Consider the following 15,371-nt stretch of genomic DNA (forward strand, 5'->3'; position numbering starts at 1 on the left):
CCTCCCGTCCGAGCCTGCCTAGCGGCTCATTCCCTTTTGAAGGAGCTTCGTCTGGCCGGTGGCGCCGCGGGTCTTGCGGGCTTTCGGGTTACGTCCTGGCGCCTTGGCGACTGCGGCCGTGGGCGGGGTTGCCTGGTCCTGATCTGCGCTGAGTCGTGCCTGTACGGCTTCGCGGTCGGCGACGCCTTCCAAGCTGGCGGCTAATTCCTGACGACGTTCGGCTGAGTCGTAGTTGCGGCCAGCCTCTTCTGCCAGTGACTCGGGGCGCTGGTTCCCTTCGGTGACGTCTCGTTCACGGTCCCGATCTTCCCGGTCGGCCTCGGCCAGCAGCTGCCCAGCTTCGGCGGTTTCGTTGCGGGCGGCACGGCGTTCCTGTTCTGCCTGTTCGCGGTCCCGTTCAGCCTTGGCCAGGGCCTCCGCCACGGATGCATCGTCGGCGCCAAGGTTGTCCACGTCCAACCCGTAGCGGCGCTGTACCTGGTCACGGATGACCTCTGCCGCGTCGCGTGCGGCCGGGTCGTGGTCTTTCCACGCGGTGGCCGCCTCGTGCGCTCTTTCGACGTCGCGTCCGCTGGCGGTGTCCCACCACCGGTTGTCCATGACGGGGGCGAGCTGGGCGCGGGCCGCTGCCCGCTCCGCGTCGAAGCGTGCCTGCAGCTCACGGGCCTGTTGTTCCTCTGCCGCCTGGGCGCGGCGCAGCTCCTGTTCGCGTGCCCTGGCCAGTTGCTCACCGAGCCGTCCGGCGACGGTCAGCCCAACGCGCGACATTCCCTCGATTGCTTCTTCGATGCCGTCAGATTCAGTCATGGTTCCCCCTCGTTGGTGTCATCTTTCGATGTCCGGGCGGGCACTCCCGCTTCGGGTGTTCGCGTGGGTGCGCGCCTGCACGTATTTGGGCGGCAGCACGGAACCCGGGGCCCGACCCGAGACCTGCCCCGCTGCACTCGCACGGGCTGCTGCGGCCGCTTCGCTGTCGGCTGTGGACGTTGGGGCAGGGACGGCAGGTAGTGCGGCCGCGACCTGGCTCAGATGGTGCTTGACCATGTGGCTGATCTGGCGTGCCCTGCGCAGGTCATGTGATGCCTTGTGCATGTCGTGCACGGCCTTGGTGACGTTCAGCAGTTGGCGCAGCATGATTGCCTGCGCTGCGGTACCGGTGCCACTCATCGACGCTGCCATGAGCATGAGGGATGCTCCCCGGGCGGACGGGCCAACGCTGCGGATGGGACGGACGGGGTAGCGCCGCAGCTGTGCCGTTTTCGACAGCTCGTCCGCTGCGGCCGCAAGGGGGCCTGGGCTTGATTCGGTCGCCGTGGACCAGGCGGCGAAGGCACCGGATGTCTCGCGTGCAACGTGCGCCCAGGTGGCATGGTCGTCCAGCGGCACGGAGCGCAGTGTCTCGCGCAGGCGGGCAACTTCATCGCTGTACTGCTCCCACAGTTGCGGGTCGGGTGCGTGGGCTTCGCGGCCAGTCGTTACCGGGCGGCGTCCACGTGCAGCTGCCTGCCATTCAGCGACCGCCTCTGCGGCACCTTGGGGGCTGTCGGGCCACCCTGCGCGGAGCTTGGGCAGGGCGAGGTCTTTAGCGAGGTGGCCGCCGCCGAACCAGACAGGCCGGCCACCTTTCGGGGGCCGTTCGGCAACGCTGTAGCCGACGACGACGTCGTCGCGTCCGGACGCGTAGCGCGGCCGGACCAGGGCACCGGTCCGGCGGAGGCGGCGAATGAATTCGGCCTCGTCCTGGGCCGAGGTGGCGCAGGCGCGGACCTTGCGTTCCAGGGAGCGGCGTTCAGGTTCCGGAGCTCCCCGCCGTTCGGATGCTTCACGTTCACCGGGCCGCAGGCCACGGGTGGAATGCGTGGGTGAGAGTTCTTCCAGGCCGTACTTCTTCTCAAGCCCCCGGGCGGCTTGTTGTGCACGGGGGAAGTCGCGCCAGCTGCTCCATTTCGTGCCGTCTTCGCGGACCATGGACGCGGCGATGTGGATGTGGTCATTCCCGGCTTTGCTGTGGCCGTGCCGGATCGCCACCCACTGCGCCGGCGCGCGTCCACTGGCTTCGGTGAAGCCCATCTCATCCATGAAGTCCTGCGCGATGTCCGCCCACTGTGCGTCGGTCAGGTCGCCTTCTTCGGCGCGCAGTGACAGTGAGCAGTGCCAGACGTGGCCACCGGGAATCTCGGTGCCAAGGACGCTGCGGGCGCGGTCGAGTTCCTTGCCGATGGCCTGGGCGGAGTCCGTGTTGAGTTCGTCGTCGTCGTGCCAGGCCATGATCGACGGCGAGCCGGCAACCAGGTGAGGGTCGGTGTGTTCGTTCGCCCGTCCCGGCCCGGCAAGGTAGGCGATGAGCCCGTGCATGCGGGTGCCCTTGGTGATGTTGGGAATCATCAGCGCACCATCGCATCCAGCATCGTATTGATCCTGTCAGCGACCGCACGTACCCGGGTCAGGGCGGTGCGGGCAGCTTCCGGGAATTCGTCCGTGGCATTAGCGCGGCGAGCGAGCTGGTTGACGTTGTTCGACAGGGCAGCGAGGTAGCGGCGGGCGGCGATGAATTCCACGGCCACCGCCCTCCGTTCAGCCAATGACTCCGAGTTCTCCGCGTACAGGGCAGCGCTGACCAGGATCTCCGAGGGACTGCGGCCGGTCCGTTCTTCCAGCACCTTCAGCTGTGCGCGTTCGAATTCCGACATCGACACCCGAACGTACTGGGTCTCGCCGTCAATGTTTGCCCGGCGACGCCGGGCGAACCGGCTCGGAGACTTCTGCTCTTCAGTCATCCCGGTCCCCTCCCCCATGCCCAGCGCAGCGCCCGGAATTTCCGGGCCACACTCACGAGTGTGCCGCATCCCCGGCCGCACGCCGTGGAGCAACACGCAGGTTATGGCACATAACCGCCTAGCTTGCTCCGGAAAATCACCTGCGCCCGTTTTTGGTGCTCTGGGTGGTTGGCGGGTACTGCCCTGGACGACGCTGCGCGTCTGACTTGTTGAAACGACTGCGTCGTTCCGTTTCGGCTGGGTGAGGCTACTGCCCGGTCCTTCCTTGGCAAGTCTGCGCAGCCGGCTTTCGCGGCATATCCTCGCTCCGCTCCGGTATTCCACGGTCCGGCTACTCCGACTGGCCAATTCCTTCACCGGTCAAGTTTCGGCAAGCGTGCCGAAAGGAACGCGGCATAGGGTTAGCGAAAGGTACAGTTTTGGCTCTCATCTCACCAACCACAGTGGCCAGGCAATACGGAGTCTCCCCCGCCCTGCTGCGGAAGTGGCGGCGACAGGGTATCGGCCCCGAATACTTCCAGTTCACAACACGGACCGTCAGCTACTGCGACGACTACCTGCAGGACTGGTTCAACGACCCCCGAAACGCTGACCTGGTTGGAGCCGAAAAGGCTCCAATAGACGTGGACACATCGTGCCGGGACGGGCGCGTCCGCCACAGCCGGCAACGCGATGATCGTTAGGCTGTGACCATGGCGAACCTCGACATTGAACAGACACGAAACCAAGCCCGCGCCCTGCTGGACACCCGCATCGAATCCGTCACCGCCCTCGTGCGGAGCCGCCAGCGCATCACCGAACTCCGGGACCAGCTTGTCGCCGCCGAACGCGACGACAAGCGCGCCTACGTGCAGGCAACCAGAGATGGATGGAGCGCAGACGAACTCAAGAAGCTTGGCCTCGAACCAGCAGCGGTAAAGCGCCGCCGAACAGCAAAACGCTCCACCGGCCAGGACCAGGGAACCGACCAGAAAACGGCCTCAACCATCGCCGATCACTAGCTCCTTTAATCCACGCTGCAGTTGAAACGACATGCCCCAGGAAAGCGCGAAGGCCGGCACCCGTGAGGGTGCCGGCCTTCGGCGCTTAAGGTTCCGTTATCAGTCCTCGGCGGAAGCGTCATCGCCTTCGCTGATCTGACCGGCAGCGATACGCTCCGCCGTCTTCGCGTACGCCGCGTCAATGTAGGCGGCCAGGTCATCTTCCCGGACCCGCCAAACACCGCGGCCACCAAACTGCGCCGCCCGCAACTCTCCACAGCGAACCAGCGCGTAGACCAACGGTTTGCCAAGGCTCAGGACCTCCTCGACCTGGTCCAACGTCAACATCCTGGAAAACGGTGCAGCCACCGGCACGCCGTTCCTGGGCAGCAGCTGTTTTTCGTTGGCCTGTTTTGGCGCAAACGCCAACCCCCTGCCCGTTCCAGGCCTCCGGCGCTAACCGTTCACCGATACCCTGTAGCGCACGAGCAGCTGAGGCTGTTCGACCTTCCCCGAGACCTGACCAGGGTTCCAGCTCAAATCAATCCTCCTGACCCTAGTTTTGCGCTGGTTCTTGACACTTACGCGCGTGATCATGCACTCGCCCATGGATGGAGCAAAACGCGGCTCACCACGGCCCTTCGTGGACTTAGAATTCTGGCGTGGGCCCAAGACACCCCCGGGGCCCTGATCAAGGCCACCGAGGTCGCCAGTCTGGATCCGTCATTCAGCCGCCAGTCGATACTGGATGTTCTGGAGGGCAGCAGGCTTCTCCAGGATGACCGCGAACCCGCGATTGTGCCGTGGTTCGCCCAACTTGTAGCCAGCCTTCCAGAACCCATCGCCGACGAACTACGGGTGTGGTTCGATGTCATGCTGTACGGGAGCTCCACCGCCCAAGAATGCGTCCGAGGGCCCACGTGACAATCAGAGTGAGGATACGGGCCGTGCTTCCGGCAGTAAACGCCTGGGTCTCGCAGGGATGCCTCACATTGCGGCAAGTCTCCCGAGAGGACGTCAGGAACGTGCTGCCGGCGCAAGGAAGCGACCGCGCACTGGCCGGCACAGCCCTCCGGTCCTTGTTCCGCACACTCAAAGCCAAGCGCGTCGTGTTCGCCAACCCGACCACCCACTTTCACACCGGCCGCCCGGAGACACGCATCCCACTGCCCATCAACGACCTGGCAATGCGCACCGCCCTGGATTCAGATAACCCTGCCCGCGCCGCCTTGGCCGCGTTGATCGGCTTTCACGCCCTAAGAAGTCAACAGGTCCGAGGCCTCCTGCTCACAGACGTTCGTGACCAGCGGCTTCACCTTCCAGACAGGACTGTGCCTTTAGCACCCCAAGTCCGGCAGAGCCTCTCACACTGGTTGGACTACCGGGCTGCCCGGTGGCCCGAGACTCCAAACCCTCATCTGTTCATCACCAAACAAAGCGCAGTCCGAACAACTCGGGTCAGCCATGTTTGGGTCAACGACACGCTAGGGATGTCAGCCCAGGCCATCCGTGAGGACCGCATCCTTCACGAAGCCCACGCGACCGGGGACATAAGGCGACTCTGTGACCTATTCGGTCTCAGCGTCAAAGGTGCCGAGCGCTACCTTGCGCCCTTCCACGGGTCTTCTCAGAACATCTCCACGTGACGGGAGGACCCTGCGGCCTGGACCTTCCTGCTCGTCCGATGTCCTGGCGCAGGTTTAGAAGTAGGGACTCGCCGTTTGAAGACGACACGCTGTCCGCTAAATGTGTCGAGTTACTCCACAGGGTGTGAATTGCGTCCGCAAAAACACCGGTCTTGCGGGCCTTTTCAGGGCCCCTTCCTGTGGATTAACGGTGCACTAAATGACATACTTGTAATACATCATCTTGTGGTTCCAAAGAGGCGTCTGCACTACATGTAGTATCTAGCCATGGCTTTCGGGCCATGAAAAAAGTCTCGTTAGCAACCGCTGCGAGATACGTGCAGTTCACTACCAAGACTTGATTCTTTCTCCGCTAAGAGGACTCGAGTTTACATCGCCCCGCCCTGGCAGATGCAAGCCTAGGGTTGGCGTCCGGTAGTAGCTGCTTAGCAAAAGAAGGAGATCATATGGTCCCCAGCTACAAACCCGGGCAGGACGCTCCCCGTTCTGGTCAGTACGTCATCGTGGGTCCGCGTGGCGGAGTTACAGGAGAAGAACGCACCTCCACACGTGGAAACCCGCTTCCGCCAACTCCCAAAGCCGGCCAAACGTATCGCTTGGTTGACCCAACCAAGAATGGCGCCGGCACACGTAAACGATGAAGAACACCGCCCCGCTGGCTTCGGCCAGCGGGGCCCCAGTCCTGAATTGATAGTTTGAAAGGCAAAACCCGATGGCAGAAAACCAGACAGAACGCGTAACCCTTACCGGAGTCGCCAGCCCAAGCAATGGCGACCAGACGTTCTTCGCGCACGAGAAGTCATTTGACTCTGTCTCTGCATTTCCTACCTCGACGGTGGCCGTCTCAGCCCATGACTTCCTGATGCAACAAGTGACCACGGTGACAGACTCCTCGGACGACTAATGCCCGCTTCCTGGGTATCAGTCCTGGTCTTCATTTGTTTCGTCGCGCCGGGATTCTACTTCGAGCAAATCAGCCGAAGCCGCCGTGTACGAGCCAAGGAATCGGCCTTTCAAGAGATCAGTCGAACTGTCCTTGGTTCTGTCGCCATAGCCATCCCGGCAGGTGTAGCGGCTTTTTGCATTTGGTTGGCGGTCACGGACAACCAAACGCCCGACTTTGCAGCGCTGATCCGATGGGACAATGCCTACGTAGGATCCCACTTCGGCAACTTGCTGGCGTCCGGGCTGGGATACCTCGCCACCAGTATCGGGATCGCGTGGGCAGCTAATTACTTGGTCACCCGGCGGAAAGACGCAACTCTAGTTTTTACGCACACCCTATGGACCGAGCTCTTTCGCGTGAAGAAGGGTCCCGACAGGGATGCAGTCGTGCAAGTGGTAATGAAATCCGGCCATACGTGGTCGGGAATTGTGGGAAACTTTAGCGCGGACCACGAGACCGATGATCGCGAGCTTGTGCTCTTCGAACCCATACTTTTCAGTGCAACCCCCGAAGTTCCCCCCTTCCGTAAACCGCAGCAAGTCGTGGTCCTTCGAGGAGCCGAAATCTCCAGCATCGGTATCAATTATGCCCAAACCACCCCAAGTGTCGAGGATTCATCATCAATGCCGCTGCCACCAGCGGATACGCCTTCCTGACCACAGCTAAGCCGTCGTAGCCTGGCAGTACGGTGGACACACCCTCAGTCCGGTGGCCCTACCGCTCGCGTATCAAGAAAGTTTGGAGTGAATTGGAAGGCTCTGTCAGATGCCTGGTTGCACCCGCCTTCGTGGTGAAGACCTAGGTAGCAACGACAGTGTCACCGCTTACGTATGGGATCGCCCAGCATGGTGCCTCCGCCGACAAGTGCGTGATGGGCACCTTTGGTGGTCGGGTGGTCGTTCACACGGCGTCACTGTGGTTGGCCAAGGCCTTGAAGGGGCGATGCCTGTGATCAGCACTTTCGCCTCGGTGGTCCTTGCCTAGGCCCAGCCCCAGCCTGGGGCCCACGTTTTGACTTGCGCGGATTGCTGATGGTGGCTAGGCTCCGAGGGTTTTACTAAAGACACGTTACAAATTGGGGGATAAATTGAAAAAATCACGTCTGTTTCGCGCGTTATGCAGTACCGCAGTGAGCGCTTTATTGCTCACGAGTGGGACGGTCCCCGCGAATGCAGCCGGTCAGGATCCTACGGAACAATCCTGCGATGCGGCCCAGGTTAACCTCGGTCTTTGCGTAACCGCAGTTGTCTCACCAGGGGAAGACCCGGTCGTGACCGGAGTCATCCAGCAACTGCAGATGGGCGTAGCGGTTTCTTCAGTCGAGAAATTTTTGAACCGGCGGGCGATACAAAAATCTGATACTTCGCAGGTCAAAGCTGAGAAGGTCGTGAAAAACTATAGGAACGCTTCGTCGGATAAGGCAAGGAAGGACGCCCTCAAAGTTGAGCAGCCGGTACTGATGAACGCCGGCGGGGTTGGCACCGTTGTAGGTCCCACCCTCGACGTCAAGGACACAGTCACCTACGAGTACTGCAGCAGCAGTACTGGTATCTGCCGGCCTTCGGGAACAGTGGATGTCGAGTTTAGAATGACGATTGTGGACAACATGGAGTTCGCTCTCAGCGGGGACATAAACGTCACGTCCGGTTCACCTATTCTGATTTCGACCCTGTATTGCTACACCTACCACGACGGTCTGTTTAACATCGATGAGTCTGTGCACAACTGGCAAAACTGTGCCAACGCCAGAACTTATACCGAAGTAATGTACAGGCAGATCCAGGGCGAGAATTGGTCGGGCGGCACGTTGGGCGAGACCTACCATCCGACCTATGTCCTGGCATTCAAGAACTTTGCGACGACGTTCCAGAAAGTATGGGATGGTCGGGAGTACAAGGTTGCCAGTAACGGATCAACCTCATGGACCTAGTTCACATGTGCGCCAACTGCCCGGAATGACACTTCCAAGTTTCACGTAGTAAACCTGACTCATACTTCACAAAAAACCGGCTATCTCCGAGCAACACAGGTAAGAATTTCAGGTGCCTGAGCCGGTTTGGTCGTTGCGTCTAGTCAACGATCAGACCGGCTCGGGTCTTCGTAGATAGACCCATGGCGGAAAGGTAGGCCACGACCTGAAAACTTCCTTGTGGAAGCTTTTGGGCCACCTGCTCGTCACACGTCACGGAAAGTCTTGTGCCTTCACCGGGAGCGAGGGTGGGTAACAGTCTGCTCTTTCCATATGAGTGCCAGCCCGAACCCAACTGACGGCCCTCATGATCAAAAATCCGGCCGTGGACATACTCTGTGTCCAGCTCAGTCGGCGTCCAGCGAATGTCCGCATCATTCTGGAGAACCACCTCCAGAATGGGGATTGAACCGCGTCCGCACTCAAAGCTCTCTCGATCCCAGTGCAACCGGAGTCCTTGACGGCGACTTTCCCGGGTCGGGACCGGAATGCCGTCCAACGGCGCGGCCAGGGACCATCCATCTTCAAGATGAGCCAGTTGAACCAGTACCCAGCGCCCCGGTGCAACAACTGAAGGTGCACCTAAGATCAGAACCTCCTCAGCCCACGGCTCCCGCGCTGAACCCACGACTCTCCAACCGGCGGAAGGAAAGTCGCTTCCTGCTTTCGGTGGAAGACCGCTGTTTGTGCCTGTGGGAATGCGCCCGGGAACTACGCTGTTCCAGGCCGCGCCCGGAGCATCGAGTGTCTTTGCATCCACTTCCCATGGGCCAAGCTGCACCAGCTGTTTTGAGCCGACATTCATGATGAGTCCCCCATTCGTAGCGCTCCTGATTCTTTGAGTCTAAACGCCCGACCCAGAGGCCGGACCCCGTCACGCGTTATGTGGAGTGGTGACGCTGATGCACCTATCTTTCGATGAAGAATCCGCTCGTAGGTCCACGAAAGAAGGCTTACGCCCTGAGCAAAGTGTTGGCATGCTTATCGGAGAACGTCAGGTTTTCACCCAGGCACAGGGACTGATACCAGTCGGGACAGCCATCACTCCGTCGACCATCGAAACCTCCGTCGCGCACCGCCCCCGCAGGAACTCAACCAAGCCGGAGGAATCCTGCCTTGAACGAGGCAAGCGTCGTCGTTTCTGGGGTCTTGGACCTGGACACGCTCGTGTGACAATTCGCGCGGGAATCTTGCGACCATTCAGAGGATCACCTGTGGGAACCTCAGCGATTGTCGCTGGCTGGCCCCTGGGAGCCGCGCCGCTGCTCATCCAACATCGTTTGGCTTTGCTGAGTTTCCTCGCGAGTTCGTTGTCCCGGTCGCATTTGACCCGCGGGAACTCCGCGCCATTTTCTTCCCCCGTTGTACTTGCGTTGCAAACGGCGCAGTTCCCGCAGCGTGGCTGCTTCGACCAGGGCAGTGATAGAGGGGTAGCCCTCGATCTTGCCCACGGCCTGAACTGCGGCACGGATTTGATCCGTGTCATCCTCGGTGAAGTAGGCGGAGACAGTCTTCGTCTTCTTAGAAATCGGCATCTAGCGCTTTCAAGCTCGGGCCCCCGATCTCAGAAGGTCGGTTTTTCGGTGCGGGCTATCCGTGCATACCCTTCGGCGGTTGCGTTCTTGCCAAACCAGGGGTCATCGTCCGAGTATTCGTCGGCGCCGGCCTCGGCGCCATCGGCTTCCTGCTGGGCTTTAAGCCTGCCCCTCCAGCCAATGCGCGGGGCTTTTTCCTGCACAGGCACTTCGTCTGGCGTCGGGGATTCGTTATGCCCGGGACGATTGCCTGTGGTGCCGACGGCCGTCGCAGCCGTGTAGCGAAGAGACAGCCCTATCTCGTCAATCTCGAATTCAATAACCGTGCGCTTCTCCCCCGTCTTCGTCTCGAAGGTCCGCGGCTTGAGCCGGCCACTGGCAACGACGCGGCTGCCCTCGGCCAGGGAGGCCGCGGCGTGCTCCGCCGCTTCGCGCCAGACCGTAGACCGAAGGAACAGGGTCTCGCCGTCCTTCCATTCCTTACTCTGGGCATCAAACGTCCTGGGAGTGGATGCAATAGTGAAGTTCGCGACCGGAGTACCTTCAGTTTTACCGAACTCACGGGAAACCGGAGTGAAGCGCAGCTCTGGATCTGATGTCAGGTTTCCAATGACGGTAATCGTGGTTTCGCCGGCCATGATGGTTCCTTTTCCTCGTGTGCTGGTGATGTTCTCGGTGTCTGTTGTGGGTTCGTTCTGAGGTTCGGTCCCACCCTGTTCGTCGTGGGTGAGGTCGTTGGGTTGGTACTGGTTGGCAGTATGTGCGTCCCAGATCCCGCCCTCCCCGAGCGGGGCGCGGCTAATCGCCTCAAGGTATCGGTCATCCCCTGCCGTGTCTGGGACGGCGTAGAAGTCCTCGTATAGGTCCTCGATGCAGAGTTCCACGATGGCGGGTTCCACAAGATAGGGGTCCACAACGTCGGGGTTGATCCTGCCGCTGGGGTTGACCTGCCGGAACAGGTCCACTTCCAACGGGATTCGGGGGCTGAGTTTGAACCCGACGACCGGGGGCAGTCTCGTCACGGTCCTCACGCTGCCTTGTGACTCATGGCTGCTTGGACGAGCTTGTCGCGGCGCAGGCCGGACCAGCGGTCCTGGTCATCGGAGTTGTTCACGACGACGGGAGCCTGGGAGTAGCCGAGTTCGGCGGTGATGTACTCCAGCGCTGCCGGCACTTCGGTGATGTCCACGGCCGTGTAGGTGATGCCCTTGGAGTCGAAGTAGTCCTTCGTCTTCTCGCAGTTGGGACATTCGGGCTTGGTGTAGACCGTGTAAGCGGTTGGTGAAGCAGTCATTTTCAGCACCTGGTTTCGTATCAAATGAGTTTCGTTCGTCTGGTTGACTTGCTACCTCAATTTTAGCAATCATTCAACTGAATGAATAGAGGTTTTGCCGCATGTTTCCGGGGTTTTTGGTCTTACTATTCGGGCCAATAGAGGTACAGCTCATTTCCTGCAGAGTCACAGGAAGAAGGCCACCGAAGCCGCCGGCGACTGTGGTGGTCCCCGCAGGTTCCCCAGGATCTCAGCCCCCGGGTGCCCTAGAAGCCAGGCCCCCTAGAGTGGTTCCGTATTGAACCCAGTGGCGCCCAGCCGTGCAGTCCCGTGTCGTCCCTGCTGAAGGAACGTCGACCACGGCGGTCCGCGTGCCGGCGGCGCATGGCGTGGACCATGGGAAAGTTGCCCGTGTCACCGTCTAAGTGTTCTTGGCTTTTCCAAACACCCAGCGGTTCCACCTGGTGGAGTCTCCGGGCGGCGGCCCGAGGGTGCGGATTGCCTTCTTGCACCAGCGGTTGCAGAGGTAATAGTGGGCGGCCATGAGGACGAGGAGGCCGGCCAGGATGATCAGAGACTGATCCTTGGCGGTCTGGTACTCGTGGTATCCGGGCCGGCCGTAGGCCAGTTCCCCGGAAACCAGGGGGCCGGTTACGGCAAGAAAATAATTGAGGACCTGGAAGAACGGGAACATCAGGATGAACAGCGGCACGAGGACCAAGGCGAAGTATTTGAGCCATAGTTTGCCGCAGCGTTTGTTCCAAGCGGCTATCTGCTGTTTCTGGTCAGCGTCGATCGACCCGTCCATACTCTCCCCCAATGAGTTCCCCTTTTGATGCACAGCTTACGGTAGACCGCGGCCCCCTCGACTTGAAAAGTAAGCATGCTTGCTATTAGGTTTGTGTCAGCTTCTCCTCCTGTCCCCCATCAGGCGGAGGGTGTCAGGAAGGCCCCGCCACTCCCCCCGGTGTTGCGGGGTTTTCCGTTATCCGCATTTGCGCAGCAGATCCGAACGGCAGAGGGAGTGTGCAGTGGCTCAGGGCGATATCGAGACGTACTACGAAGACGGTTCATGGAAGAACAAGCGCGAGGGCACTGGCCGCGCGTTCGGTGCCGGTTACGGCACCAAGGACGAAGCAGTGACTGCTGGCCGGGAAGCGGCCCAGGCTGACAAGGTGGAGCACGTCATCAAGAACCAGGACGGCCAGATCAGCTCCAAAAACAGCTACGGCAACGATCCCCGGAACGTCCCGGGCTGATTGCCACCCGTCAATGGGCGGGCGTGGTGGCCTGGAGACACAAGAAGGGCCGGCTCAAATGAACTGGTCCCCGAAAGTTGGACTCGCATATAAGCGATGTTTCCAACCTAGTGCCAGCAACCGACTCTTTGGAGAAGGCTCCGTCCCAGATCGGACGGAGCCTTCTCCTTGTGGGATGCCGTCAACAGCCCCCACTAGCAGGCAAGACAGGCCACTATTACCGTCGTTCCTACGGACCGTCGTGTGCCTTTGAATTGTCCGTTCCCCTCTTGGCTGATCGGCGCAGCATCACGAAGTTGCCCACCGCCAACACGAGTGACAGCACGACAAGGACTCCATACAAGATCTGAGTATCGCGGCCCTGCGGCGCTCGAACTAACATCACGACCCAGAGCAAGGTGCTGGCGGACCATCCGATAGCTTGAATCCAGAGGAGCCGTGGGCCCGGCATCTCAGGCTTTCTCCCGGGCGCGGTCAGGCCCAACGAGTCCGTCATTCGCAACCAAACGTTGCGGCGCGCCGCGCCTTTCATGGCCCAACCCTAGCTGTCTTCCGCGAAGTTGGGAACGTTGCCCGCAGAATAGGAGGCGCCCTACGCCGCTAGGGTCTGAGCACGGTACTGCACCGGACTCAGGCCCATGAGCTTGGTGGAAATTCTTTCGGTGTTGTACCAGTGGATGTAGTCGCACAGCGCTGCTGCCAGGGCGTCGGTGCTCAGGAAATGGACGCGGTGAAAAAGCTCCTCCTTGAGGTGTCCGAAGAAGTTCTCCATGACGGCATTGTCATAGCAGTTGGCTTTACGGGACATTGATTGCTCCGCGCCAGCGTTGGCCAAGAGCGTGCGCCAGGAGTTGTGCTGATATTGGAATCCCTGATCGGAGTGTACGAGTGGTTTCTGGCCATTCTTGAGCGTGACCAAAGCGCCGCGCAGTGAGGCATTCGCCAGCTCCAGGTTGGGTGAGGTTCCTATCGTGTAGGAGATGATCTGCCGGTCAAAAAGGTCCATGATCGGTGAGAGGTAGAGCTTCTTATCACCGACGCTGAACTCGGTCACATCGGTAACCCACTTATGGTTGGGGGCGTCCGCTTCGAATTGGCGTTTTAGCAGGTTAGGCGCCACGATGCCTTGTTCGCCCTGGTAGGAGTTGTACCGCTTCCTGCTTCGGACCTTGCAAACCAGCCGCAAGGAACGCATCAGTTTCAGCACGGTCTTCTTGGCGACCTTCCATCCTTGCCTGAGCAGTTCGATATGGATCCTGCGGTGCCCGTACCGGCCGTGATTCTTCGTGAAGATACCTGTAATAGCGGCCTTTAGGGACTCCCGTGCGTCTGGGCCATTGAGTTTGGCCTGGTGGTAGAAGAAAGTGGACCGGGCCAACCCGGCTACGTCCAGGAGAACTTCCAACCTGTGCTCGGCCTTGAGAGCGATGACAGCGCGGACCTTTAGCGCTGTTCCTCGTCCCTCAAGGCGTTTACTTTTCCCAGGAAGGCCACCTCTGCCCGCAACCGCTCGTTCTCGCGCCGCAGACGTCGCAGCTCCGGCTCTGGTTCCTGCAGCGCCGGGGCATCCGGATTCTTCCTCGGCCGGCCCTTTGGCTTGGGCCGCAGCCCGTCCTCGCCTTCGGTCCGATACTGACGGGCCCATCTCTCGATCATCAGTGGGGAGGACAGCCCGAGCTCTTTCGTCAGAGCGACTTTGGGCTCACCGGCGCGGTATCGCTGCACGGCCTCAAGTTTGAACTCAAAAGAGAACACCGGTCGGATTGGCTTTGCCACCAGTGTCGTACCTCCGCGCGTCCGCCAGCGATCGTACAAACGTTTGACGGCGCCTCGGCTTGCTTTGAGACGGCTCGCTACCGCCCAAGCACCCCAGCCCGTTTCAAACAACGCTACCGCGGCCTCGCGCTGCTCCTCGGACAACGAACTTCTTGCATGCATAAAACTGCTCCCCGAAAGTTAGAACTGACTTTTCAGTCCAACTTTCGGGGAGCAGTTCACAAAGAGCCGGCCCTTCTGCGTTCTCCTCGGCAAAGGAAATCTACGGATTCAGCCTAGCTGAATGTTGTGGGCGGTGCCTGCAGCTGTCCCGGTGGACGTCGTCGCCCCTGGACGCGCGGCACCTTGCTGGAGTGGGGGAAATGGGTGCGTTGATCGGCGGTCCGCCGCTGGTGATGGTTGCTGTGGTTCGCCCTGGGCGGCGGGGGCCGGTCGGCGGGCCGGCTGTGATGTTTACGAGGTCCTCCATCGTGTCCTTCAACGACGAACCAATGATGAACCGTTGGTTGAGGGCCATAATCAAGCTGTGAAAGCTGAATGGGTTTCTGTATTGGCTGCAGTTGCTGCTGCAGTTTCAGCTCTCGTTGGACTTTTTGTGGGGTTTGAACAACTTGCGACCGCATCAAGGCTTCGTCGTGAGGCAACTTTCTGGCTAGAAAGCCTGCAAGCGGCGACCAGTGAAGAAGAAAAGCTGGTACTTCAGACGCTGCACCGTACGGCAATCGCGCGAATCTTCAGCTTACGCCTAGTACCCATCCGCCGAATTCTGTCTACTGCCTACTACATGGTGCTACCCCTGGCGATGCTCTTCGCCCTGACATGGATAACACCAGAGTTGATAATTCCGTTTGCGTCGAATTTGTGGACGGGCCCCGCTGCTCTCTTGGTCTCGGCTATGATTCTCTATTTGGGAATCCTCCGGATGGCGACGACATTGGCGGAGCAGCGGCGTATGGTCGGCGCATACCTGGATTAGGTAGAAACACCATCAAGCACCTTCACCTTCCACCGCATGCCCACGATCCCTCTTACGAAACCACAGCGGGCGTCGCTACTTGCCCTGAGCGTTGGTCTCTCACTTAGTGCATTCGTAGCCGGTCTAATGGCTTCCCGAGATCCTTCCGGCACCTACCCTTTCGACATCGAAATACTGGTCTATGTTGGCGTTGTTCTCGTAGGTATGGGGTTTTGGGGTGTAAAAGCCATACTT

The 15,371-nt window shown here is 60.3% G+C and carries 17 protein-coding genes; 7 read left to right on the plus strand and 10 right to left on the minus strand.

All coding sequences use genetic code 11. The features are described from left to right. Nucleotides 1–18 precede the first annotated feature (18 nt). The 3 genes from MRBLMD1_RS20580 to mobC are packed head-to-tail and all read right to left on the minus strand — an operon-like array spanning nt 19 to nt 2,777. Nucleotides 19–807: a hypothetical protein gene (locus tag MRBLMD1_RS20580; protein WP_364403164.1), complete on the minus strand. Its 789-nt coding sequence runs from the start codon at nt 805–807 to the stop codon at nt 19–21. Between the two features lie 18 nt (nt 808–825). Next, nucleotides 826–2,385 carry a relaxase/mobilization nuclease domain-containing protein gene (locus MRBLMD1_RS20585; protein ID WP_364403167.1) on the minus strand — a complete coding sequence of 520 codons (1,560 nt, stop codon included), beginning with the start codon at nt 2,383–2,385 and terminating at the stop codon, nt 826–828. Next, a complete protein-coding gene (gene mobC / locus MRBLMD1_RS20590; RefSeq protein WP_364403170.1) occupies nt 2,385–2,777 on the minus strand; it encodes a plasmid mobilization relaxosome protein MobC in 393 nt (130 codons plus the stop codon). Before mobC ends, MRBLMD1_RS20585 begins: the two co-directional genes overlap by 1 nt. A 419-nt stretch (nt 2,778–3,196) precedes the next feature. On the opposite strand from mobC, the gene MRBLMD1_RS20595 reads away from it, so the two are divergent. After that, nucleotides 3,197–3,460: a helix-turn-helix transcriptional regulator gene (locus MRBLMD1_RS20595; RefSeq protein ID WP_364403173.1), complete on the plus strand. Its 264-nt coding sequence runs from the start codon at nt 3,197–3,199 to the stop codon at nt 3,458–3,460. 9 nt (nt 3,461–3,469) lie between these two features. Next, nucleotides 3,470–3,778 carry a hypothetical protein gene (locus tag MRBLMD1_RS20600; RefSeq protein ID WP_364403175.1) on the plus strand — a complete coding sequence of 103 codons (309 nt, stop codon included), beginning with the start codon at nt 3,470–3,472 and terminating at the stop codon, nt 3,776–3,778. 99 nt (nt 3,779–3,877) lie between these two features. On the opposite strand, the gene MRBLMD1_RS20605 is transcribed toward MRBLMD1_RS20600, so the two are convergent. After that, a complete protein-coding gene (locus MRBLMD1_RS20605) occupies nt 3,878–4,126 on the minus strand; it encodes a helix-turn-helix domain-containing protein (RefSeq protein WP_414703720.1) in 249 nt (82 codons plus the stop codon). Between the two features lie 1,989 nt (nt 4,127–6,115). Here MRBLMD1_RS20605 and MRBLMD1_RS20610 point away from each other — a divergent pair. From MRBLMD1_RS20610 to MRBLMD1_RS20620, 3 genes are all read left to right on the plus strand, one after another. After that, complete coding sequence (locus MRBLMD1_RS20610; RefSeq protein ID WP_364403178.1) at nt 6,116–6,307, plus strand: hypothetical protein; 192 nt, start codon at nt 6,116–6,118, stop codon at nt 6,305–6,307. Next, a complete protein-coding gene (locus MRBLMD1_RS20615) occupies nt 6,307–7,005 on the plus strand; it encodes a DUF6338 family protein (protein WP_364403181.1) in 699 nt (232 codons plus the stop codon). The genes MRBLMD1_RS20610 and MRBLMD1_RS20615 overlap by 1 nt, the downstream gene beginning before the upstream one ends. Nucleotides 7,006–7,619: 614 nt before the next feature. Beyond that, a complete protein-coding gene (locus MRBLMD1_RS20620) occupies nt 7,620–8,279 on the plus strand; it encodes a hypothetical protein (protein ID WP_364403184.1) in 660 nt (219 codons plus the stop codon). A 1,262-nt stretch (nt 8,280–9,541) separates the two neighbouring features. Here MRBLMD1_RS20620 and MRBLMD1_RS20625 read toward each other — a convergent pair. From MRBLMD1_RS20625 to MRBLMD1_RS20640, 4 genes are all read right to left on the minus strand, one after another. Further along, nucleotides 9,542–9,853, minus strand: a complete 312-nt coding sequence (locus MRBLMD1_RS20625; RefSeq protein ID WP_364403187.1) for a ParB family protein — start codon at nt 9,851–9,853, stop codon at nt 9,542–9,544. Between the two features lie 29 nt (nt 9,854–9,882). Beyond that, nucleotides 9,883–10,875, minus strand: a complete 993-nt coding sequence (ssb, locus tag MRBLMD1_RS20630) for a single-stranded DNA-binding protein (protein ID WP_364403190.1) — start codon at nt 10,873–10,875, stop codon at nt 9,883–9,885. A gap of 5 nt (nt 10,876–10,880) precedes the next feature. Beyond that, nucleotides 10,881–11,147, minus strand: coding sequence for a glutaredoxin family protein (locus tag MRBLMD1_RS20635; protein ID WP_364403193.1), 267 nt, complete (start codon nt 11,145–11,147; stop codon nt 10,881–10,883). A 400-nt stretch (nt 11,148–11,547) separates the two neighbouring features. Then, entirely contained in the window at nt 11,548–11,934 is a 387-nt protein-coding gene (locus MRBLMD1_RS20640; protein WP_364403196.1) for a hypothetical protein, read from the minus strand. Nucleotides 11,935–12,157: 223 nt separating this feature from the next. On the opposite strand from MRBLMD1_RS20640, the gene MRBLMD1_RS20645 reads away from it, so the two are divergent. Next, nucleotides 12,158–12,385 carry a DUF2188 domain-containing protein gene (locus tag MRBLMD1_RS20645; RefSeq protein ID WP_364403198.1) on the plus strand — a complete coding sequence of 76 codons (228 nt, stop codon included), beginning with the start codon at nt 12,158–12,160 and terminating at the stop codon, nt 12,383–12,385. A gap of 592 nt (nt 12,386–12,977) precedes the next feature. Here the strand turns inward: MRBLMD1_RS20645 and MRBLMD1_RS20650 are convergent. Together MRBLMD1_RS20650 and MRBLMD1_RS20655 are read right to left on the minus strand one after the other, a co-directional pair. Beyond that, nucleotides 12,978–13,790, minus strand: a complete 813-nt coding sequence (locus MRBLMD1_RS20650) for an IS3 family transposase (protein ID WP_364403201.1) — start codon at nt 13,788–13,790, stop codon at nt 12,978–12,980. A gap of 38 nt (nt 13,791–13,828) precedes the next feature. After that, complete coding sequence (locus MRBLMD1_RS20655; protein ID WP_364403204.1) at nt 13,829–14,305, minus strand: helix-turn-helix domain-containing protein; 477 nt, start codon at nt 14,303–14,305, stop codon at nt 13,829–13,831. A gap of 382 nt (nt 14,306–14,687) precedes the next feature. On the opposite strand from MRBLMD1_RS20655, the gene MRBLMD1_RS20660 reads away from it, so the two are divergent. Then, entirely contained in the window at nt 14,688–15,137 is a 450-nt protein-coding gene (locus MRBLMD1_RS20660; RefSeq protein ID WP_364403207.1) for a hypothetical protein, read from the plus strand. Nucleotides 15,138–15,371: the final 234 nt, after the last annotated feature.

Source organism: Pseudarthrobacter sp. LMD1-1-1.1 (genome assembly GCF_040676255.1).
Taxonomy (GTDB): domain Bacteria; phylum Actinomycetota; class Actinomycetes; order Actinomycetales; family Micrococcaceae; genus Arthrobacter.